Origin of the sequence: Patulibacter defluvii (assembly GCF_034096925.1) — a bacterium.
Classification (GTDB): Bacteria; Actinomycetota; Thermoleophilia; order Solirubrobacterales; family Solirubrobacteraceae; genus Patulibacter; species Patulibacter defluvii.
Map to the genome: position 1 here is coordinate 26,857 of NZ_JAWZSQ010000028.1, position 21,477 is coordinate 48,333.

17 protein-coding genes are annotated in these 21,477 nt (G+C 73.7%); 4 read left to right on the forward strand and 13 right to left on the reverse strand.

Annotation, left to right across the window (positions count from 1 at the left end; translation table 11 throughout):
- Nucleotides 1–7 precede the first annotated feature (7 nt).
- Entirely contained in the window at nucleotides 8–679 is a 672-nt protein-coding gene (yczE, locus tag SH587_RS21535) for a membrane protein YczE (RefSeq protein WP_320672716.1), read from the reverse strand.
- A 102-nt stretch (nucleotides 680–781) separates the two neighbouring features.
- Here yczE and SH587_RS21540 point away from each other — a divergent pair, with 102 nt between their 5' ends.
- The gene (locus SH587_RS21540) at nucleotides 782–1,702 is read left to right on the forward strand and encodes a TIGR01777 family oxidoreductase (protein ID WP_320672717.1); all 921 of its coding nucleotides are present in this window, start codon (nucleotides 782–784) and stop codon (nucleotides 1,700–1,702) included.
- Nucleotides 1,703–1,873: 171 nt separating this feature from the next.
- Here SH587_RS21540 and SH587_RS21545 read toward each other — a convergent pair whose 3' ends face one another.
- Genes SH587_RS21545 through SH587_RS21570 form a run of 6 tightly spaced genes read right to left on the reverse strand, consistent with a single transcriptional unit; the run spans nucleotide 1,874 to nucleotide 7,569 of the window.
- Nucleotides 1,874–3,100 carry an ABC transporter substrate-binding protein gene (locus SH587_RS21545; RefSeq protein ID WP_320672718.1) on the reverse strand — a complete coding sequence of 409 codons (1,227 nt, stop codon included), beginning with the start codon at nucleotides 3,098–3,100 and terminating at the stop codon, nucleotides 1,874–1,876.
- 7 nt (nucleotides 3,101–3,107) lie between these two features.
- A complete protein-coding gene (locus SH587_RS21550) occupies nucleotides 3,108–3,287 on the reverse strand; it encodes a hypothetical protein (RefSeq protein ID WP_320672719.1) in 180 nt (59 codons plus the stop codon).
- 39 nt (nucleotides 3,288–3,326) lie between these two features.
- Nucleotides 3,327–4,157: a tryptophan synthase subunit alpha gene (gene trpA / locus SH587_RS21555; RefSeq protein ID WP_320672720.1), complete on the reverse strand. Its 831-nt coding sequence runs from the start codon at nucleotides 4,155–4,157 to the stop codon at nucleotides 3,327–3,329.
- Entirely contained in the window at nucleotides 4,154–5,422 is a 1,269-nt protein-coding gene (gene trpB, locus SH587_RS21560) for a tryptophan synthase subunit beta (protein ID WP_320672721.1), read from the reverse strand. The genes trpA and trpB overlap by 4 nt, the downstream gene beginning before the upstream one ends.
- Complete coding sequence (locus SH587_RS21565) at nucleotides 5,419–6,273, reverse strand: phosphoribosylanthranilate isomerase (protein WP_320672722.1); 855 nt, start codon at nucleotides 6,271–6,273, stop codon at nucleotides 5,419–5,421. Before SH587_RS21565 ends, trpB begins: the two co-directional genes overlap by 4 nt.
- Before the next feature lie 48 nt (nucleotides 6,274–6,321).
- Nucleotides 6,322–7,569, reverse strand: coding sequence for a PucR family transcriptional regulator (locus SH587_RS21570; RefSeq protein WP_320672723.1), 1,248 nt, complete (start codon nucleotides 7,567–7,569; stop codon nucleotides 6,322–6,324).
- Between the two features lie 247 nt (nucleotides 7,570–7,816).
- On the opposite strand from SH587_RS21570, the gene SH587_RS21575 reads away from it, so the two are divergent.
- Nucleotides 7,817–8,938 carry a DUF5938 domain-containing protein gene (locus SH587_RS21575; RefSeq protein WP_320672724.1) on the forward strand — a complete coding sequence of 374 codons (1,122 nt, stop codon included), beginning with the start codon at nucleotides 7,817–7,819 and terminating at the stop codon, nucleotides 8,936–8,938.
- A gap of 138 nt (nucleotides 8,939–9,076) precedes the next feature.
- On the opposite strand, the gene SH587_RS21580 is transcribed toward SH587_RS21575, so the two are convergent.
- The 3 genes from SH587_RS21580 to trpD form a co-directional block, all read right to left on the reverse strand.
- Nucleotides 9,077–10,318, reverse strand: coding sequence for a S1C family serine protease (locus SH587_RS21580; protein ID WP_320672725.1), 1,242 nt, complete (start codon nucleotides 10,316–10,318; stop codon nucleotides 9,077–9,079).
- Between the two features lie 79 nt (nucleotides 10,319–10,397).
- Nucleotides 10,398–11,186, reverse strand: coding sequence for an indole-3-glycerol phosphate synthase TrpC (gene trpC, locus SH587_RS21585; RefSeq protein ID WP_320672726.1), 789 nt, complete (start codon nucleotides 11,184–11,186; stop codon nucleotides 10,398–10,400).
- The gene (trpD, locus tag SH587_RS21590) at nucleotides 11,183–12,238 is read right to left on the reverse strand and encodes an anthranilate phosphoribosyltransferase (RefSeq protein ID WP_320672727.1); all 1,056 of its coding nucleotides are present in this window, start codon (nucleotides 12,236–12,238) and stop codon (nucleotides 11,183–11,185) included. The genes trpC and trpD overlap by 4 nt, the downstream gene beginning before the upstream one ends.
- Before the next feature lie 194 nt (nucleotides 12,239–12,432).
- Between trpD and SH587_RS21595 the strand changes: the two genes are divergently transcribed.
- Both SH587_RS21595 and SH587_RS21600 read left to right on the forward strand, forming a co-directional pair.
- The gene (locus SH587_RS21595; protein ID WP_320672728.1) at nucleotides 12,433–13,002 is read left to right on the forward strand and encodes a hypothetical protein; all 570 of its coding nucleotides are present in this window, start codon (nucleotides 12,433–12,435) and stop codon (nucleotides 13,000–13,002) included.
- A gap of 88 nt (nucleotides 13,003–13,090) precedes the next feature.
- Nucleotides 13,091–14,053, forward strand: coding sequence for an IS481 family transposase (locus tag SH587_RS21600; RefSeq protein WP_320672729.1), 963 nt, complete (start codon nucleotides 13,091–13,093; stop codon nucleotides 14,051–14,053).
- A 908-nt stretch (nucleotides 14,054–14,961) separates the two neighbouring features.
- Here the strand turns inward: SH587_RS21600 and SH587_RS21605 are convergent.
- The 3 genes from SH587_RS21605 to SH587_RS21615 all read right to left on the reverse strand — a co-directional run bounded on the left by SH587_RS21605 (nucleotide 14,962) and on the right by SH587_RS21615 (nucleotide 20,816).
- Nucleotides 14,962–15,648, reverse strand: a complete 687-nt coding sequence (locus tag SH587_RS21605; RefSeq protein ID WP_320672730.1) for a hypothetical protein — start codon at nucleotides 15,646–15,648, stop codon at nucleotides 14,962–14,964.
- Nucleotides 15,649–15,797: 149 nt separating this feature from the next.
- Nucleotides 15,798–16,982 carry a PucR family transcriptional regulator gene (locus tag SH587_RS21610; protein WP_320672731.1) on the reverse strand — a complete coding sequence of 395 codons (1,185 nt, stop codon included), beginning with the start codon at nucleotides 16,980–16,982 and terminating at the stop codon, nucleotides 15,798–15,800.
- Between the two features lie 141 nt (nucleotides 16,983–17,123).
- Nucleotides 17,124–20,816, reverse strand: a complete 3,693-nt coding sequence (locus SH587_RS21615; protein ID WP_320672732.1) for a hypothetical protein — start codon at nucleotides 20,814–20,816, stop codon at nucleotides 17,124–17,126.
- Nucleotides 20,817–21,477: the final 661 nt, after the last annotated feature.

Sequence of the window (21,477 nt, forward strand, 5' to 3'; positions counted from 1 at the left end):
CGCCGGGCTAGCGCGCCGGGGCGTAAGGGCCGACCAGCCGCAGGCCGGTCTGGACCGCAGGCCCGATCAGCAGCGCGAAGGCCGCCGTCGCCACTCCGACGGTGCCGCCGAGCAGGGCGCCGATCACCAGCACGGTCAGCTCGACCCCGGTCCGCAGGACCGCGATCGGGTGGCCGCTGCGGCGGTGGAGACCGGTCATCAGGCCGTCGCGGGCGCCCGGTCCCAGGCCGGTCCCCAGGTAGAGGCCGGAGCCGAGCCCGACGACCGCGATCCCGCCCAGCGCCAGCGCCGCCCGCAGCGGCGTCCCGTCGGGGTGGCCGACGAGGCCGACGGTGACGTCGATCGCGACGCCGATCAGCAGCACGTTGCCGACCGTCCCCAGCCCCGGACGCTGGCGCAACGGCAGCCACAGCAGCAGCACCGCGACCGAGATCGCGATCGTGGCGACGCCGATGCTGAGCCCGGTCTGCTCGCCGACGCCCTCGGACAGCACCGTCCAGGGCGAGTTGCCGAGCGTCGAGCAGACGACCAGGCCCTCGCCGGTGCCGAACAGCCAGAGCCCGGCCAGCAGCCACAGCAGCCGCGGCGGCGACGCGCGCCAGGCGGCCGCGCCGACGGCGTGCGGCGCGACCCGCAACGGTGCCGGCTCGACCGCCGTGGGGTCCGCGCGCAGATCCATCGCGTCGACCGTAGCCGACCGGCCCGGTCCACGGCCTGGGCCGGCCCGCGATCGGTGGACCGGCGCGTAGGGTGGAGGGAGAACGTCCCGCAGGAGGTCCCCATGCAGGTCACCATCACCGGCGCCACCGGCCTCGTCGGCTCGCGACTGGTCGAGCGGCTGCTCGCCCGCGGCGACCAGGTCACCGTCGTCAGCCGCGACGCCGACCGCGCCCGCCGTGCGCTCGGCGACGTCGAGGCCCACGGCTGGGACGCCGACGGCGGCGACGACGCGGCCCTCGCCGCCGCCCTCCGCGGCCGCGACGCGGTCGTCAACCTGGCCGGCGAGACGGTCAACCAGCGCTGGAGCGACGAGGCCAAGCGGCGGATCCGCGACTCGCGGGTGGCCACCACCCGGCGGCTGGTGGCGGCGCTCGCCGGGCTGCCGGAGGACGAGCGGCCGGCGACGCTGGTCAGCGGCTCGGCCTCCGGCTACTACGGCGACAGCGGCGACGCGGTCGTGACCGAGGACGCGCCGGCCGGGCCGGAGGACGACTTCCTGGCCGCGATGGCCGCCGCCTGGGAGGCCGAGGCCGGTGCCGCCGCCGAGCTGGGGCTGCGGGTGGTCGCCGTCCGCACCGGGCTGGTGCTGGCCGGCCAGGGCGGGGCGCTGCCGGTGATCGCCAAGCCGCTGCGGACCGGGCTCGGCGGCTGGATCGGCCACGGCCGCCAGTACGTGCCCTGGATCCACCTCGACGACGAGGTCGGCCTGCAGCTGGCGGCGCTCGACCACGCCGGCTTCCGCGGGCCGATCAACGCCAGCGCCCCGGCGCCGGTCACGAACAAGGCGTTCTCGAAGGCGATCGGGCGCGCGATCGGGCGGCCAGTGCTGGTGCCCGTCCCCGCGCTCGCGCTGCGGGCGGCGCTCGGCGAGCGGGCCCAGCTGGTCACCGACAGCAGCCGGATGGTGCCCGGCCGGGTGCCGGAGCTGGGCTACGCGTTCGCCCACCCGGACCTGGACGAGGCCCTCGGCGACCTGCTCTGAGGCCGCGCAGACTCAGCCTGGGTCCGCCGAGGATCGGTTGAGCGTCGGTGTGGAGGACCAAGGCTGGGGCGAGCCGACACCTGAGGTGGGGTCCTCCCCATCGATGGTGTCGGAACGAGCCAGACGCCGGTCATCCGCGGCGACGCGACCCGAGGATCGGCGGATCCAGGCTCAGCCGCCGGACAGGTTCTCGGCGACGGTCCAGCCGTCGGCGGTCGGCCGCGCCAGCCCGACCGGGGCCGGGACGACCGAGCCGTCGGGCTGCTGGCGGCCCTCGGCCGGCGGACCGGGCACCGCCACCCGCGGCAGCGCGTCGGCGACGTCGCGCCGCCAGTTGCCGCGCGCGCCGGCCGCCTTCACGGCCCGCAGCACCAGCTTGACGCTGCGCCAGCCGGCGATAGCGCCGACCGGCAGCGGGGTGCCGTAGACCTGCCGCCAGCGCTCGGCGATCCGGCGGGTCTCGGCGTCGGTCGCCGGCGCCGGGTCGTCGACGATCGCCTCGGCGGCGATCCGCGAGCGGCGCGCCAGCTCGGCCACGGCCTGCGAGGCGGCCCCGCGGGTCAGCAGCAGCGTCGCGCCGCGCAGCTCGCGGGCCAGCGGCCGCAGCAGCAGCGCCGGGTCGCCGGCGGAGGGCTCACTGGCCACCACCACGCAGCCCGGATCGGCGCCGAGCGCGCGGCGGGTCGCCGTCACCAGCGCCGGATCGACCTCGCGGACGTCGGCCGCGCGGGCGAAGCGGTCGCCCGTGACCAGCCGCACCCGGCTCGGCAGCGCCGCGCGCAGGGCGTCGGTCCGCTGGCCGCCGGCGCCGACGGCCAGCAGCACGCTGCGGCGGCAGTCGGCGGCCCGGGCGCGCCGCGCCAGCTGGGCGACGATCGCCCGGTCGGAAGCGGCCAGCCGCACGTAGAGCCGGCGGCCGCGCGGCGACTGGTCGGCGACGCTGTCCTCGACCTCGTCGCCGGAGGCGGCCACGAACGAGAGCCCGGTCTGGCCGGCCAGCAGCTCCAGCTGGCGCACGGAGACCGGGTCGAGCCCGCCGACCATCGCGATCGCGCCCTGGTCGCGGAGCGCGGTGCCGGCCTCGCGGGCGGCGCCCTGGGCGCCGACCACGACCCCGTCGTCGTTGGTGACGTCGCGGATCGTCAGCCGCAGGCTGTAGGAGCCGACGCCCCCGCCGCTGTCGTCGATCGCCAGCCGGGCGCCGTTCATGATCGCCTGGCCCTGCGGCCCCCACGGACCGCGCAGCGGGACGTTGACGTAGAGCGCGATCTTGGTGTCGAACGCCTGCTCGCCCCCCGGATCGTCGCCGCAGCCGGCCAGGCCGCCGGCGGCCGCGATCAGCGCCAGGCCGGCGGCGAGCCGGCGGGGCGAGCGGCGGGCGCTGCCGCGACCCCGCACCGGCGGGTCAGGAGTTGTTGTGGTCCGGACCACCGCGGCCCGGCAGGTAGGCCAGCGCGCGGTTGACCATCGTCGCGATGAGGATGATCCCGACGGCGATCAGCGTCGCGTCCATGATCTTCCAGCCGAGGGCCCAGAGGACCATCCAGACGAGGACGGAGAAGGTGACGGAGTAGATGAGCCCCATACGGACCGAGAATCTACCGCGAACCGCTCCCGACCGCCGTCAGCGCCCGAGGCCCGCCGCCAGGTCGGCCATCGTCGCCGCCACCGCGGCCACCGGATCGGCCTCGCCGGCCGCCCGCACCAGCCGGCTGCCGACGATCACGCCGTCGGCGCCGGCGGCGGCCGCCTGGGCCGCCTGCTCGCCGCTGGCGATCCCGAAGCCGAGCCCAACCGGGACCGTCGCGTGGGCCTTGGCCCGGGTCACGACGTCGGCGAACTGGTCGGCCAGCGCCGCCCGCTCGCCGGTCGTCCCGGTGACCGAGACCGCGTAGAGGAAGCCGCGGGCCTGGGCCGCGACCTCGGCCGCGCGGGCGTCCGAGGTGGTCGGCGCGATCAGCGGCACGTAGGCGATCCCGGCCGCGTCGCAGGCGGCGATCGCCTCCGCGGCCTCCTCGCCGACCGGCAGGTCGGGCACGATCAGGCCGCTGCCGCCGGCGTCGCGCAGCCGCTCGACGAAGCGGGCGAACCCGGGCCGCAGCACCAGGTTGGCGTAGACCATCAGCACCACCGGGACGTCGGCGGCCAGCTGCTCGCCGATCCGCAGCACGTCGTCGACGGTCACGCCGGCGGCCAGCGCGGCGGTGCCGGCGGCGTGGATCAGCGGGCCGTCGGCGAGCGGGTCGCTGTAGGGCACGCCGAGCTCGACCAGGTCGGCGCCGCCGTCGACGTAGGCCCGGGCCAGCCGGCGCGAGGTCGCGACGTCGGGGTAGCCGCCCATCAGGTACGGCATCAGGGCGGTGCCGCCGTCGCCGCTGCGGGCCGCGAAGGCGCGGGCGATCCGCTCCTCCCCCGCGCCGCCGCGCAGCGTCGGCTCGACCGGACGGCTGCTCATCGGCCCGCCTCCGCGTCGCCGCGCGGATGGCGCGGGGTGACCGCCAGCGCCTGGTCGCCCTCCAGCCGCTCCAGCTGCTCGAGCGCGTGGGCCAGGTCCTTGTCGCCGCGGCCGGAGAGGCAGACGACCTCCAGGTCGACCTCCGGCGCCGGCACGTGCAGCACCTGGTGCAGCGCGTGGCTGCTCTCGAGCGCGGGGATGATGCCCTCCAGCCGCGAGACCTCGCGGAAGGCGCGGACCGCGTCGTCGTCCTCGACCGCGACGTAGGTGGCGCGGCCGCTGTCGCGCAGCCAGGCGTGCTGGGGGCCGACGCCGGGGTAGTCGAGCCCGGCCGAGATCGAGTGCGCCTCGAGGATCTGGCCGTTCTCGTCCTGCAGCACCGGCGACATCGCGCCGTGCAGGATCCCGCCGGGCAGGCCGCTGGTGAGGACCGCCCCGTGCTCGCCGCTGTCGAGCCCGTGGCCGCCGGCCTCGACCCCGAGCAGCGCGACCGCGTCGTCGAGGAAGCCGGCGAAGAGGCCGATCGCGTTGCTGCCGCCGCCGACGCAGGCGACGACCCGGTCGGGCAGCCGGCCGGCGGCCGACAGCACCTGGGCGCGGGCCTCGTCGCCGATCACCCGCTGGAGGTCGCGGACCAGCGCCGGGTAGGGCGCGGGACCGCCGGCGGTGCCGAGCACGTAGTGGGTGTCGGCGACCTCGGCGACCCAGGCGCGGATCGCCTCGGAGGTCGCCTCCTTCAGCGTCCGGCGGCCGGACTCGACCGGGGCGACGGTCGCCCCCAGCAGCCGCATCCGCTGCACGTTCGGGCCCTGGCGGCGCATGTCCTCGGTGCCCATGTAGACGGTGCAGTCGAGGTTCAGCAGCGCCGCCGCGGTCGCCGTCGCGACGCCGTGCTGGCCGGCGCCGGTCTCGGCGATCACGCGCTGCTTGCCCATGTGACGGGCGATCAGGCACTGCCCGAGCGCGTTGTTGATCTTGTGCGCGCCCGAGTGCAGCAGGTCCTCGCGCTTGAGGTAGACCTGGCGCCCGACCCGCTCGCTGATCCGGCGGGCCAGGTAGAGCGGCGTCGGCCGGCCGCAGTAGTCGGCCGAGAGCTGCTGCAGCTCGGCCTGGAAGACGGCGTCGGTGCGGAGCGCGGTCCACGCCTGCTCCAGCTCGTCGAGGGCCGGGATCAGGGTCTCGGGGACGTAGCGGCCGCCGTAGGGGCCGAACCGTCGCTCGATCCCGACCTCGGGCGAGGGCGGCGTGCGGGGCGTGGTGCTCATCGGTCGTGGCCCTCGGCGGTCGGGGCGGGGTCAGGGGTGCCAGGCTCGGGCGCGGCCTCGGCGGCGGGCGCGGGCGCGGGCTCGTCGGCCTCGCCCTCGGCCGGCTGCTCGTCGCGGGCCGACGCGGCGGCGGCGATGAAGGCCTCGACCAGCGCCGGTTCCTTGCGCCCGGGCGAGGCCTCGGTGCCGCCGGCGACGTCGACCGCGAACGGCCAGGTGGCGCGGACCGCATCGGCGACGTTGTCGACCCGCAGACCGCCGGAGAGGATCAGCTTCGGCTGCCGCTCGCCGACCGCGGCTCGGCGGACGCGGGCCAGCTCCCAGTCGAAGGTCGCCCCGGTGCCGCCGGGGGTGCCGTCGACGTAGGTGTCGAGCAGGTGGAAGTCGGTGTGGAAGGGCCGCAGGGCGGTGACGTCGGCGCCGTTGCGGACGCGGGCGGCCTTGATCACCTTGGCCCCCGTGCGGCGGGCGACCTCGGCGCAGAACTGGGGGCCCTCGTCGCCGTGCAGCTGGACGATCGTCATCTGGCAGGCGTCGGCCAGCCGCTCGATCTCGTCCAGCGGGGCGTTGACGAAGACCCCGGCGACCTCGGCCTGGCGCTTGAGCGCGGCGCCGATCGCCTGCGCCTCCTCGACGGCGATCCGCCGCCGGCTGCCGGGCCAGAAGATCATCCCGATCGCCCAGGCGCCCGCCTCGACCGCGTGCAGCGCGTCGTCGAAGCGGGTGATGCCGCAGATCTTGACCCGCGTCGCGGGCGCGCGCCGGGCCGGCGGCGGCGCGTCGGCGGGCGCCGGCCGCAGCGGACGCGGACGGGCGGGGGCGGCGGTCAGGTCGGAGGGCGTGTCGGCCACTCCACCCATGCTACGACCCGCGCGCGGCCGCGGGCCTCCCGGCGGCGGTCAGTCGGAGCGGCCGCTGCCGAGGATCCGCTCCAGCCGCAGGGCGACCTGCAGCTCGGTCCGCCGCTGCGAGAGCACGCCGGGCAGCAGCGCCTCGGCCTGGCGGATCCGGTGGCGGACGGTGTTCTCGTGCAGCCCGAGCGAGGCCGCGGTCCCCGCCTGGGTGCCGGTCGAGAGCCAGGCCAGCAGCGTCTCGCGCATCCGCGCGCAGCGGACGTCGTCGGCGGCCAGCGGGCCCAGCTCCTCGAGCACGTACTGGCGGGCGCTGCGCTCGTCGGCCAGCAGCAGCGCCTCGAGCCGGACGTCGGCGTACCAGGTGACCGCGGCCAGCCGGTCGACCGTCGACTCGAGCGCGTGCTGGACGCGGGCGGCCCGCAGCGCCTGCTCGCGGCTGCGGCGGAAGCCGTCGAGCCCGCGGGCCGGCTCGCCGACCGCGATCCGGGCGCCGCCGGCCTGCAGCGCGCGGCGCAGCGCGGCCAGCTCGCCGTCGCCGAAGCCATCGGCGCGGCCGAGCCAGGCGACCCAGGTGCGGGCGCCCTCCTGGAGCAGCACCGAGCCGGTCGCGTGGGCCGCCTCCTGGTAGGCCGCGACCTCGCTCTCGACCCGCTGGCGGGTGCCGAGCTCGATCACCAGCGCGACGTGGGTGCCGCGCATCCGGTAGCCGAGGGTCCGGTCGAGCTCGTCCGACTCCTCGGCCGCGCGGCCGTCGAGGACCTCGGCGAGGACGGTCCGGCGCAGGTGCTCGCGGGTCCGCAGCAGGTCGCGGCGGGTGGCGTCGTGGCGCTGGACGACGACGCCGAGGACCTTGTCGACGTAGGCGAAGAGCAGCGTCGTCGGCTCGCCGAGCAGCGCCGGCAGCTGCTCGTCGCCGGGGCGGCTGGCCACCACCCGGTCGAACCACGCCTGCCAGAGCCGGGCGACGCCGACCCAGTAGGTCCGCTCGAGGACGCTGACCGGGATCCCCAGCTCGGCGACGAGATCGGCGAAGGCCAGCGCGCTGAGCGGGTTGACGTCCTCCAGCGTCAGCCGGCCCTCGAACAGCAGCACCACCGAGCGGACGTTCTCGTGGACGCAGCCGGCGAGGGTCTCGCGGAAGCCGGTGTCCTGCAGCCGGTCGGGGAAGACCTCGGCGGCGATCGCGTCGGTGACCAGCCGCGCCAGCGCCTCGGCGTCGACCTCGCGGGCGAGCGCACGGGCCCCGTCGCTGACGCGGATCCGGGGGTCGACGGCGGCCGAGGAGGGGTGCACTCGTCGACCGTAGGGGCTGCCGGAGGGGCGGTCGATGACGGATCCCGACAGCGGCCGCCGCGGCGGTTGGCGGGTTCCGCCATCGACGGCGGGCGGTCGGCGGAATCCGACAGCGCGGGCCCCGCCGGGCGCGGGGAATGCGACAGGACAGCGCCGGCACCCCGCTGCGACGGTCGGATCGTCCGGGGCGCGGAGTTCCGGACGGGCGGCCCCCCGCCGCCCGATCGCCGACGAGGAGCAACATACGATGAGCAGCAAGCCGCCCGTGGTCGTCTACGGCGTCAGCGGGTACACCGGCCGCCTGGTGGCGGAGTACCTGCGCGAGTACGGGATCCCGTTTATCGCGGCCGGCCGCGACGCCGACCGCACCCGCAAGGTCGTGGAGTCGATCCCCGGGATCGAGACCGCCCAGTACGAGGTCGTCGCGGTCGAGCACACGGTCGAGGCCCTGAGCGAGCTGTTCGACGGCGCCAAGGTCGTCTGCAACATGGTCGGCCCGTTCGCGACCCTCGGCCACGAGGTCGCCCAGGCCTGCGTCAACGCCGGCGCCCACTACCTGGACACCACCGGCGAGCAGGAGTGGCTGATCGACGCCGAGGCCAAGTACGGCGCCGCCTTCGCCGAGAAGGACCTGATCATCTCGCCCGGTCTGGCGCAGATGTACACCACCGGCGAGATCGCGGCCAACGTCTGCCTCGAGGTCGACGGCCGCTTCGACACGCTCGACGTGCTGGTGCTGTGGAAGGGCTTCCCGACCTACGCCTCGACGCAGACGATCTTCACCAACCTGCTGTCGACCCCGAACTACCTCGAGAACAACGAGTACGTGCCGTGGGAGGGGATCCGCGGCTACGAGGTCGCCGTCCCGGGCCAGCACGGGACCGCGGTGACCCTGCCGTGGGGCGGCACCTCGCACCCGGTCTGGTTCAAGAACGACCCGCGGGTGGCGAACGTCAAGGTCCTCGGCGGCGTCTTCGACCGGACCCTGATGGAGGGCGTCGTCCAGATCGCCCAGATGGTCGAGGAGCAGATCAAGCCGCTGCCCGAGGAGCAGCGCAAGCCGGCGCTGTCGCAGGCGGCGGAGAACGTCCAGTCGGGGATGCCCCCGCGCGAGAACCCGCGCGTCAACCGCTCGATCGACTCGGTCTACGCCAGCGGCCCGCTCGACTTCGCCCACACGGTGATCCGCGGCAACTGCAACTACAAGCAGACCGGTCTGCTGCAGGCCTACGGCGCCCACCACCTGATCCGCGACCGGCCGCTGCGGACCGGCTTCGTCTCGGGCTGCCAGGCGTTCGGGCACCGCCGCCTGCTGGGCGTGCTGCAGAGCTTCGGTCTCGTCGGCGAGCCGGAGGTCACGCGCGGCTGAGCCCGCACGTGGCGCGGGCCGGTCCGGCGGGCAGCCGGACCGGCCCGTACGCGGCCGCCGCGCGCGGCCGCGGGAGGAGGTGACGACGCCCCGGGAAGGCCGAGACCTTGCCGGGGCGTCGCCGTCCGGGGGCCGGGGCTACGGGGCGAAGGGGTTGCCGGAGTCCGGGCTCTGCGGGGCGTTGCCGCCGGCGTTCGCGTCGGCGTTGTCGGGCCGGCGGCCGAGGGTCACGGTGACGTCGACGTCCTTGTCGCCGCGCTTGACCTGGACCTTGACCTTGTCGCCCGGCTTCTTGCCCTCGACGGTCGAGACGACGTCGTCGGCGGAGGTGATCTTCTTGCCGTCGATCGCGACGATCACGTCGCCGCCGATCTTGATCGAGGTGCCCTGCAGCTGGACGGTCGCCTCGCCGGCCTTGATCCCGGCCTTGGCGGCCGGCGAGCCGGGCGAGACGGCCTGGACCCAGGCGCCCTGCTTGACCGACGGCGCCAGCTGCTCCGGCAGGCCGTCGGGGATGCTCATCGTGGTCACGCCGAGGTAGGAGAGGTTGGCGCGGCCGTTCTTCTTCAGGTCGGGCAGGATCTGCTTGACCGTGTCGATCGGGACCGCGAAGCCGATCCCGACGCTGCCCGAGCCGCTGCCGCCGGTGGCGATCTGGCTGTTGATGCCGATCACGCGGCCGGCCCCGTCGAGCAGCGGGCCGCCCGAGTTGCCGGGGTTGATCGAGGCGTCGGTCTGGATGACGTTGCTGATGTTGAAGCCGTTGGGGGCGGTGATCCGCCGCTGCTTGGCCGAGACGACGCCGGTGGTCAGGGTGCGGTCGAGGCCGTAGGGGTTGCCGATCGCCAGCACCGGGTCGCCGACCTGGACGTCCTTGGCCGAGCCGAGCTGGACCGGCTTCAGGTCGAGGCCCTTGGGGTCGACCTTGAGGACGGCGACGTCGGTCGACTTGTCCTGGCCGATCACCTTGGCGTCGACCGTCCGCTGGTTGCTGAACGAGACCTGGACCTTGGTCGCGCCGTCGATCACGTGCTCGTTGGTGAGGATCGTGCCCTCGCCGTCGATCACGAACCCGGAGCCGGTCGACTCGCCCTGGCCCTGGTCGGGCTGGCCGAAGAGCCCCCCGCCGCCGCTGCTCTGCTGGCGGGTCTCGGCCTGGACCAGGACGACGCCGGGCGCGTCGCGCTCGTAGATCTCGCGGGCGGTCGGGGCGCCGTCGTTGGCGGCGTTGGCGGCGCTCGCCACCGGGGCCTGCTGGAGGACGGTGGTCGTCGTGCCGTCGCCGTCCGATCCGACGCCGATGGCGCCCGCCCCGAGGGCGAGGCCGGCACCCAGGACCGCCGAGACTCCGACGATCGCCGGCGTAGGAAGCTTGCTCATGGTCGCCAGTATGCGGTGTGTTCCCTAAGCGGACGTGAAGCGCCACTACGAGGTCGCTTACAAACCGCTTCGGGTCGGGCTACGAGGTCGCGGCCAACTCGCGGCAGGCGGCCTCGATGTCCGGCTGCTTCATGAAGTGCGAGCCGACCAGGACCGCGTCGACCCCGACCCGCTCCAGCTCGTCGATCTCCTCGCGGCGCGAGATGCCCGATTCGGAGACGACGACCTTTCCGGCCGGGATGTGGCTGAGCAGGTCGAAGGTGGTGCCGAGGTCGATCGAGAGGTCGCGCAGGTTGCGGTTGTTGATCCCGATCACGTCGGCGTCGACGACGGCCAGCGCCCGCTCCAGCTCCTCGCCGTCGTGGACCTCGACCAGCACGTCCAGGTCGAGCTCGCGGGCCTCGCGGTAGAAGCGGGCGAGGTCGTCGTCCTCGAGCGCGGCGACGATCAGCAGCATCGCGTCGGCCCCGGAGACGGCGGTCTCGACCACCTGGTACGGGTGGACGATGAAGTCCTTGCGCAGGATCGGCAGGTCGCTGGCGGCGCGGGCGGCGGCCAGGTCCTCGAGCGATCCGCCGAAGTAGGGCTCGTCGGTCAGCACGCTGAGGGCGGTCGCACCGGCCCGCTCGTAGGCGCCGACGACCTCCTCGACGGTCGAGCCCTTGCGCAGCTTCTTCTTCTGGGACGGCGCCCGCCGCTTGTGCTCGGCGATCACCGAGACCCCCGGTCGCGAGGCCAGCGCCTCGGCGAACGGCCGGCCGCCGTCGCGGCCCGCCAGACGGGCGCGGAGCTGGTCCTCGGGGACCTGCTTGCGGCGTCGCTTCACGTCGTCGCGGGCGCGATCGACGATGTCGTCCAGGATGCTCATGCGCGTGCGGGGTCGGGTGGGGGCGCGGCGGCCAGCTCGTTGGTGCGGGCGACGAACCGCTCGAGGACGGCCTGGGCGGCGCCCGAGGCGATCGAGCCGCGGGCGCGCTCGACGCCCTCGGCCAGGGTCTCGGCGCCGCCGCCGACGAGGATGCCGGCGCCGGCGTTGGCCACCACCAGCTCGAGCGCCGGCCCGGGCTCGTCGGCGAGCACCCGGCGGGTGACCTCGGCGTTCTCGGCCGGCGAGCCGCCGCGGACGGCCTCCAGCGGGTGGCGCTCGACCCCCAGCTGCTCGGGGGTGACGGTCAGCGTGCGGACGCCCTCGGGGGTGACGTCGAAGACGGTGGTCGGGGCCGCGATCGAGATCTCGTCGAGCCCGTCCTCGCTGCGGACCAGCAGCGAGCGCTCGGTGCCGAGCCGGTGGGCGGCGTCCGCCATCCGGTCGATCACGTCGGGGTAGCCGACGCCGATCACCTGGCGCGGGGCGCCGGCGGGGCTGGTCAGCGGCCCGAGCACGTTGAAGACGGTGCGGACGGCCAGCTCCTTGCGGACCGGGATCACGTAGCGGGTGGCCGCGTGGTGGCGGGGCGCGAAGAGGAAGCCGAAGCCGATCTCGTCGATCACCTGGCCGACCTGGCCGGCGTCCAGCTCGAGCGCGGCGCCGAGCGCCTCCAGCAGGTCGGCGGCGCCGGACTTCGAGGTCGCCGAGCGGTTGCCGTGCTTGGCGATCGCGCAGCCGGCGCCGGCGATCACGAACGCGGCGGTGGTCGAGACGTTGAAGGTCAGCGCCCCGCCGCCGGTGCCGACGATGTCGACCAGGCCCGAGCGCGAGGTGTCGACCGTGGTCGCGTGGCTGCGCATCGCCGCGGCCAGGCCGGCGATCTCGTCGGCCGTCTCGCCCTTGGCACGGAGCGCGATCAGGAAGCCCGCGATCTCCACGTGCGAGGCGTTCCCGGCCATGATCTCGTCGAGGACCCGTTGGGCTTCCTCGAGGTCGAGATCCTCTCCGGACGCGACGCGTTCGATCGCCGGCGTGAGCACCGGGTGCGGCATGCAGTCGGAGAAGCCTAGACGACTCGGCGACGGGCCATCGGGCTCGCGCGCGAAGCGCTCCTGAAGCGCTCCCCCCTCCCCCTCGACAGCGGACAGAACCGGACGCCCCGGCCGGCGCCCGGCGGTGGCGCCCGCCCTGTTCGACCCACCTGCACTGGACGCCTTTCCGGTGCATTGGTACAGTGGGCCTATCTATGTCTCATCATCTCGACAGCGCCGACCCCGAAAAGCAGGTCGCGGACGCTCTCGGCGAGCTCAGCGAATGGGGGATCGACGCGATCATCGACATGCTCCAGCGCCCGTACGCACTGCCGGCGTCGCACGCCTTGGAGCACCACGACGGGCTCCGCGGGCTCTTCACCGTCTGGGGCGACGCCCGGGCGTGGAGCGAACTCGGGCTCGAGCGCTGCCCCCGCACCGCGCCGCTGTACATCGGCCTCGCCGAGCGCGACCCGCGGACGTCGCTGCGCCACCAGGTGCTCGCGCTCTTCGACCCCCAGCGACGCCGTGCGCACGTTCCGGCCGGGCTCCGCCAGCTGCTCGGCGACGGCGGCTCCCGCCGACCGCGCGCGATCCCCGCGAGCAGCCCGGTGCGACGCGCGATCGACACCCAGCTCGCCCGCTGGGTGCGCGATCGGCTGACGATCTCCGTCTGGTGGCCGACGCCCCGCGCACGCTCGCTCGAGCTGCTCCACGAAGCAGTGATGCTGACCTGGCCGCAGGCCCCGCCCCTCAACGCCGAGCTCGAGCTGATGGCGGCCTAGGTGTAGTTCCTAGGGAGGTTGTTCATCCGGGTGCCCTTCGAGGAAGCTGGGAGTTGCGAGACACCAAGCCAGCCCGAAAGGCACCCGAATGAACCTCCACGGTAACGCCGCGCTCTCGTTGCGCGGCAGAGAACGCGTCGTCGAGCTGCGCCGGCAGGACCGATCGTTCGCGGAGATCGCGTCAGCGATCGGAGCGAGCGATCGGTCCTGCCGCAAGTGGTGGGCACGTTGGCTGGCCGAGGGCCCCACGGGACTGTTGGACCGCTCCAGCAAGCCGAAGCGCTCGCCGAACGCCACCCCACCCGGCCGCGTCGAGGCAATCCGGCTGTTGCGCGGGCTGCGGTTCTCCGGACCCCAGATCGCCGAACTGCTCTCGATGCCGTCCTCGACGGTCTCCGCGGTGCTCAAGCGTGAAGGTCTGGGCCGCCTGGGCCGGATCGGCCTGCAGACCCCGAAGACGTTTCGAGTCGGCCGGCCGGGCGAGGTGATCCACCTCGACACCAAGAAGCTCGGCCGGATCGTCGGCGGCGCTGGGCACCGCGTCACGGGCAACCGTCGGGGCCCGGAACGCCGCCGCATCGACGCCGCCGGCGTGGCCCGCGGAACGATCGGCTGGGAAGTCGTGCACGTCGCGATCGACGGGTACTCACGGCTGGCCTACGCCGAGGTCCTGCCCGACGAGAAAGGCCCGACCACCGTCGCGTTCGTGCAGCGCGCGATGGCGTTCTACGCCACACACGGCATCACCTGTCAGCGACTGCACACCGACAACGGCTCGCCCTACGTCTCCGGCGTCTTCGACGTGTTCTGCCGAGCCAACCGGATCCGCCACAGCCGCTCACCGGCCTATCGCCCCCAGACCAACGGCAAGGCCGAGCGGTTCATCCGCACGATGCTCGAGGGCTGGGCCTACGGCCCGATCTACGGCTCCTCCGACGAACGAACTCGCGCGCTGGACGGCTGGTTGCTTTCCTACAACCACCGACGACCCCACGCCGCTCTGAACGGCAGGCCTCCGGCCTGCCGGGTCCCCCCGGGACCCGGCACCTAGCCGGAACAACCTCCCTAGCCCTTACACCTAGGCGGTCGGCCGAGCGACGGCTCCGCGCGCGCGGGACGACATCCGTCGCCCGCGGGCCGCCGCCGGCCGGACGCGCCGAGCCACCGCACTGCGCTGCTCCACGTTCAGCGGCGGCACCGGAGACCACCAGGCGACCACGCACTCCTCCAACAGGCCCAGCGGATCGCCGTACGGCTCCCCCGGCCCAGAACGCCACCGTCAACCGCGTCTCCATCCACTTCAGCAGCCGCCGGGCCGCGACCTGATCGAGCGCCGCGCTCGAGTTGCCCCGCAACGTGCCGGACACGATCCGGTCGCCCAGCAAGCCGATGAGGCGCCTGCAGCCGCGAGCGCCCGGCACCTTCGATGCCGAGATCCAGCGCGAGCGCGGGCACCGACCCGACGACCGCCCGACCGACGAACAACGGCTGCTCCCTCGCGCGCCCGCGCAACTGCAGATCGGCCCACCCGCGGTCGTCCGCCCAGACCGTGAACAGACCCGATCGACGGCCGTAACGCGTCCGCGCGACGGCACCGGGAAGGCCCTCGACCAACCCAGATCGGCGAGCACGTCCCCGATCCCGAAGTTCAACGAAGACGACCGATCTCCCGGTCCGTCCTCGAACGGTGAACGAGCTGCCAGCGTCATCCGGTTCCTCCGGCGATCGACATCGATCGACCACATCCGGCGGTCGCGAGGAGCACGCTGACGGTGGTCGTTCGCCATCCCACGACGCCCACGCTGACGAGCACGATGTTGCGGCAGCGTGAGCCGCCGCCGACGGCACCGGCGGAAGCATCGGGGCCGGTGAATCAGGCGCCTGGTGAAGCCTGGGAGCGACTCCGAGCGGGCGCTCCCAGCGGTGCGATCTACCGTCGGCCGTCGACGAAGACGCCGATCACGAAGCGGCGGCTCCGGGCTCGCGCGACGACACTCGTCGCCCGCGAGCCTCCGCCCGTCGGACGCGCAGGGCCACCGCGCTGCGCTGGTCCTCCTGATGCTCCACGTTCAGCGGCGGCGCCGGGGACCACCACGCGATCACGCACTCCTGGAGCAGCCCCAGCGGATCGCCGTGCGGCTCCCCCGCCCAGAACGCCACCGTCAGCCGCGTCTCCATCCACTTCAGCAGCCGCCGGGCCGCGACCTGGTCGAGCGCCGCGCTCGAGCTGCCCCGCAACGTGCTGGAGACGATCCGGTCGCCCAGCAGGCCGGTGAGGCGGGCCTGCAGACGCGAGCGTCCCACGCCGTCGACGCCAAGCGCCAACGCCAACGCCGGCGCCCGCCCGGTGGCGGTCTCACCGACGAACAACGGCGACTGCTTCGCCCGCCCGGGCAGCTGCAGATCGGCCCACCCGATCTCGTCCGCCCAGACCGCGAACAAGCCCGTTCGGTGACCGTACCGCCGGCGCGCCGCCGGTACGGGGATCGCCCTCGACCAGCCCAGGTCGGCGAGCACGTCCCCGATCCCGAAGTTCAACGAGGACGACCGGTCCCCCGGTCCGTCCTCGTACGGCGAGCGAGCCGCCAGCGTCATCCAGTTCCTCCTGCGATGGACATCGATCGACCACGTCGACGCGGAGAGCACGAGCCGCCGGGGCGGGGTGCCGTCGACGGCGCGGAGACCGGCGACGCGCCCTCGCCCAGCTCGTGCACGATCGCCGGAGGTCGAACCGTCCGGCGATTCCGCGTACACCGTTGATGTTGGTGATCGATCGGGCTCGCGACCCTGTGAGTTCACCCAGATCCGGCGCCCGGGAAGCTGTGGTTCGCTCCACCGCCTCCGGCGCGCTGGTCCATCCGCCGCCGCTCCAGCGCCCACCAGAGCTCGACCAGGGTCGTGAAATCCCGCAGCGATCGGCCGGTCAGCTGCTCGAAGCGGCGCAGGCGGTTGCGGAGGGTGTTCGGGTGGACCTCGAGCGCGTGCGCCGCGACCTCGAACCGCATGCCCGACCGCAGCCAGGCCGACAGCGTCGCGACGATCGCCTCGCCCTGCAGCCCCTGCGCCCGCAGCGGCCGGAGGTAGCGCTGGTCGAAGACGTCGCCGAGCGCGCCGTCGGCGGCCACCGCGGGCAGGATCGACAGCTCGTCGAAGGCGACGTGGCCGGTCAGCCGCAGCGCCGTCGCGGTCCGCATGGTCCTCGTGGCGAGGACGTACGAGTGTGGGGTCTCCCGCAGCAGCGCGGGGCCAGCGAAGGTGACGATCGTGCCGGCGATCGGGTCCGGAGCGACGGGCGCGATCGCGACCAGGTCGCCGCCGACGACCCGTCCGACGACGCCCGGACGGCCGCCGAGCGCCAGCCGGACGCGGTGCGCGAGCCCGCGCGACGAGCCGGGGTCGAGGAAGCGGACGCGGCTGGTGACGTACTGCGCACGCGGGTCGAGCCCGAACCCGCTCGACGTGATCTCGAGCCGCTGGTCGTCGAGCGAGCCGTTGATGGCCGCTTCGACGAACGCGTCGTGCCGCGCCTCCTCGTCGTGGGCGTGTCGATCGCGGAGCTCGGCGTCGGCCGTGACCGCCGCCGCGATCGCCGCGTCGCTCGCCGCGACGTAGAAGCGGGAGACGCCGAGCATCGTCGCGCTCGGGAGACCGTCCGGACCGAGCACCTCGGTCAGCAGCGCCCAGAACTCGGAGAACGCGATCTGGATCGCGAACAGCACGTCGCCGAGCGGTATCCCCTGGAGGATCCGTTCGCGGGCCGTGGTGGTCCAGCGGGCCGACTGCCCGTCCGGCGGACGCCGGCCCCGCAGCGAGCCGAGCGCTTCGGCGAAGTTCGCCTGGACGTCGGCGTGCAGCAGGCCGGGCGGGAGCCGGCGGAAGCTCGCGACCTCGCGCTCGATCCGCGCGACGATCTGGCGCACCAGCTCGGCGTCGCGCGCCTCGATCGCGCGGTGGACGGCCTCGAGCGACGCGGCCTGCACGGCGCTCGTCGGCCGGCGAGGGGTTGCTCCGTGGTCGGACTTCACCTGCCTTCTCTCGGGACGCACGACAGGACGATCCCGCCGGGAGACGGGCGCCGGCTTCGACGCCCGTCTCCCTCGCGGATCAGCGGAGTTCCCGCCCTACAGCCCCACCGGGACGCGGAGCGAGAAGGTGCGGATCTTCTTGCGCGACGCGCGAGCGCTCTTCGGGACGCTCGCGTCGGCCCGCACGATCACGCCCTTGTCCGCGTTCGGGACCGAGAACGAGGCCGAGAAGCGGCCCGTGCGCCGGTTGACGCGCGCGGTGGCGCGGGTCTCCCACTCGCCGCGGCAGTCCCCGCGCTGGACGCGGATCCGGACCGTCGTGCGCGAGCTCAGCGGCTTCGCCACCGTGCCGCTGACGCTGAACCGCGTGCCGCTGGTCTTGACCTTGGTCAGGTCCAGCCGCCGCGTCAGGTTGACCGAGGGCGAGCTCTCGCCGCCGATCAGCGCCTGGTAGCGGAGACGGCCCTGGCCGCGCCGCGGCGTGCGGATCGTGGTCCGGAACGCGCCGTTGCTGCTCGCGGTGGCGCGTCCGACGAGCTGGTCGTCGTTCACCGAGCGGATCTCGACGGTCGAACCCGCGCTCTCAGCGGCCGCGAAGCCGGAGACGGCGGCGCGGGTGCTGCTCGTGCGACGGACCTCGGTCAGGACCACCTTGCGCGACAGGCACCGGAGGTACTCGGTGCTCGTCGCAGCGTCCGGCGTCGGTGCCACCACGGGCGCGGGCGTCGCCGAAGCGGTGGCCGACTGCCCCACCGGCTTGGAGGACGTCTGCTGGAAGCCGCCGAAGAGGCCGCTGACCGTCTTGTAGATCGAACCGAGCGTGTCGATCACCGTCTTGGCCGTGTTGTAGATCGGCCCGAGCGAGTCGACCGCCGACTTGCCCGTGTCGTAGAGCGACGTCAGGGTGTCGACCGCCTTCTGGTAGATCGACCCGAGCGTGTCGATCAGCGACTTGCCCGTGTTGTAGATCGGCGCGATCGCGTCGACCGTCGACTTGCCCGTGTTGTAGAGCGACGTCAGGGTGTCGACGACCTTCTGGTAGTAGGAACCGAGCGTGTCGACGAACGCCTTGACCTGGTTGTAGATCGGGGCGATCGAGTCGACCGTCGACTTGCCCGTGTCGTAGAGCGACGTCAGGGTGTCGACGACCTTCTGGTAGATCCCGCCGATCGAGTCGGCGTACGCCTTGAGCTGGTCGTAGATCGGCCCGATCGAGTTGAAGACCGCCGTGCCCGTCTTGATGGCCTTGTCCGCGAGATCCGTGGCCCAGAGGACGGTGGACACGAAGTCCTTCGCCTGGTCCCACCAGCTCTTCGTGTTCGTGCCGCCCGCCTGCGCCTGCTTCAGCAGCGCCTCGGCGTCCGTCAGCGCCTTCTCAGCCGCGAGGACCGTGCCACCGTCGACGCCGGCCTTCTTCGCGCCGTCGATCGCCTCCTTCAGCGGATCGATCGTCGCCTGCAGCCCCGGGACGTCGAGCGGCGTCTTCGTGGCGGCGGCCGCCGTGGCGTCCAGCGCCTTCTTCAGCGCCTCCGCGGCCGCCTGCGCGGCCCCGTTCTGCTCCTGCGCCTTCTTCAGCGCCGCCTCGGCGTCGCCCAGCGTCTGCTGCGCGCCCGAGATCGCGGACGGATCGACGCCGGCCTTCTTGGCCTCATCGATCGCCTTGCGCAGCGCGTCGATCGCGGCCTGCAGCGCCGGAGCGTCGATCGGCGACTTCTTCGTCTCCGTCGCCGTCGCGTCCTGCGCCTTCTTCAGCGCGTCGGTCGCCGCCTGCGTCGAACCGCTCTGGTCCTGCGCCTTCTTCAGCGCCGCCTCGGCGTCGGCCAGCGTCTTCTCGGCACCCGAGATCGCGGACGGGTCGACACCAGCGGTCTTCGCGACGTCGATCGCCTTCTTCAGCGCGTCGATCGAGCCGGTCAGACCCGGAACGTCGATCGGCGACTTCGCCGTCTCAGCAGCGGTCGCGTCCTGCGCCTTCTTCAGCGCGTCGGTCGCGGCCTGCGTCGAACCGCTCTGGTCCTGCGCCTTCTTCAGCGCCGCCTCGGCGTCGGCCAGCGTCTTCTCGGCACCCGAGATCGCGGACGGATCGACACCAGCCTTCTTGGCGTCATCGATCGCCTTCTTCAGCGGATCGATCGTCGCCGTCAGACCCGGAACGCTGATCGGGCTCTTCGCCGTCTCAGCAGCGGTCGCGTCCTGCGCCTTCTTCAGCGCATCGGTCGCCGCCTGCGTGGAGCCGGCCTGGTCCTGCGCCTTCTTCAGCGCCGCCTCGGCGTCGGCCAGCGTCTTCTCGGCCGCGGTCACCGCAGCACCATCGACACCAGCCTTCTTGGCGTCATCGATCGCCTTCTTCAGCGGATCGATCGTCGCCGTCAGACCCGGAACGCTGATCGGCGACTTCTTCGTCTCCGTCGCCGTCGCGTCCTGCGCCTTCTTCAGCGCATCGGTCGCGGCCTTGACGGCCTGGTCGGTCGTGACGCCCTGCTTGTCGGCGAGCCCCTTGAGCGTGTCGGCCAGCTTGGTCAGCAACTGGTTGATCGCGTCCTCCTGCTTGGCGTCGCCCAGGCCCCCGGCGTCCTTCGTCGCCTTGTTGAACGCGTCGATCGCGTCCTGGAGCGCCTTCAGCGGGCCAGCCAGGTCCTGGCCGCCGGCGGCCGCGTCCTGGAGCTTCTTGAGCGCGTCGACCAGCGCGTCGAAGGCCTTGGTCTGGGCCTGCACCTCGGCGCTGTTCGGATCCTTGGTCGAGGTCTGCCCCTCGAGCGCCTTGCGCAGGCCGTCGAGCTCGTCCTTCAGGGCCTTCGCCGCGTTGGCGGTGTCGGGACCGAGCTGCTCCGTCGCGCGGGTCAGCCGGTCGATCACCTCCTGGAGCGACGACAGCGACGAGTCCTTCGCGCTCGACGTCACGCTGACGTTCGTGATCCCGGCCCAGGTGCTGGAATCGCAGGCGGCCGTCTGGAGGCCGAGCTGGCGGACGCCCTTGATCGTGAAGTACGACGTCCCGTCCGCGGACGTGTTGAGCTTGTCCCGCGTCTGGAGCGCGTGGTCGCTGCTCAGCCAGCGGTGGTGGCTGTCGATCGATCCGCCCTCCGGCGTCCCGGCGGCCAGCGACGAGCCGCTGCCCCCGTCGCCGGTCGAGCTGGTCAGCGGCACCGCGGTGGTGGGCAGGAGCACCGTCTCCGGACCGTTGCCGGCCGAGAGGAGGAAGTCGAGCGCCTGCTTGCCGGCGAAGGTGACGCCGGCGCTGTCGGTGCCCGACCCGCCCCAGAGCGGCCCGACGACCGTGTCGATGAGCTTCTTGAGAAGCCCGGTAGCGGAGTCCCAGAGGTCGGAGAGGAACTGCAACGGCCCCGGGGGGATGATCCCCAGGATCTTGCCGCCGTACCACTGGTCGACCGCCGTGACCCCGAACTCTAGATCGACCGGCCGGTCGAAGGTCCAGGCGACCAGGCAGCGGCCGTCCGCGTCCTTCGTCGTGGCGATCGGCAGCGAGCCACCGGCGTAGCGGCCGTCGGCGAGCTTCGGCCCACTGGTCTCGCTCGACGCCGACTGCCAGGTGGTGTCCCCGGCGACCCGGCGCCAGTGCACCCCGTTGGCGAGCTTGCCCTCGGTCAGCGGCTTGCTCAGCGGCAGGTCGTTGGCGCCCTCGGGCACCGGGACCGTGCTGTCGGCGGCCGAGGCGCCGGCCGCCGGTCCGATCGCCAGGACGCCGAGGACGAGGGCCCCCGCGATCGCCGGCGTCCGCCGCCCCACTCCGGTCCTGCTCCCACGCGACGTGTTCGTCGTGCGCTGCATGCTCCAGCTCCTTTTGCTGTCGCTTGTCTCTGGTTGACCCCGGTCCGAGCCACGGCACGGGGAAAGCGACTGGGCAGGCTACGGTCCAAATACGGCGTCCTCGGAAGATCGACCAAACGTCCAAACACGGTCGAGACGGGCCTCTCGCGCACCCCTCGGGGGCATCTCCGGCGGGTCCCGTGGTGGCTTCTGGACGGATGATCGACGTTGATCCGCGAGCCGATTTCCGGCCTAGGGTGGCCCGCGTCGCCCGCGTCCCGCACGGCGTTGGCGACATCCGCACAGTGCGGGCCCGGTGCCGCCCCCCTTCCCCCCGGCACCGGGCCCCCACGCCCCGCGTGATCGGGTCGTCGCCCGGGCCCGGTCAGCGCCTCCCACCACGGGCGCCGACCATGCCTCACGCGTCCTCCGTCCAACACGGCTACCACCGCGCTCGTCACCTCGGCGCGACGACGTTCCGCCTCTCGATCCTGGTGCTCGCGACGCTGCTGCCGACGCCGCTGCTGATCGGCGCCGTGCCGGTGCTGCTCTCCGGCCAGACGTGGCTGGCGCTCTACCTGGCCGGCGGCTCGCTGCTCTGCGTGGGGCTGGCGCTCGGTGGCCTCCTCCTCACCGATCTGCTGTCCGCGTCCAGCCGGCCCGACGACGGGGCCGCGGGCGA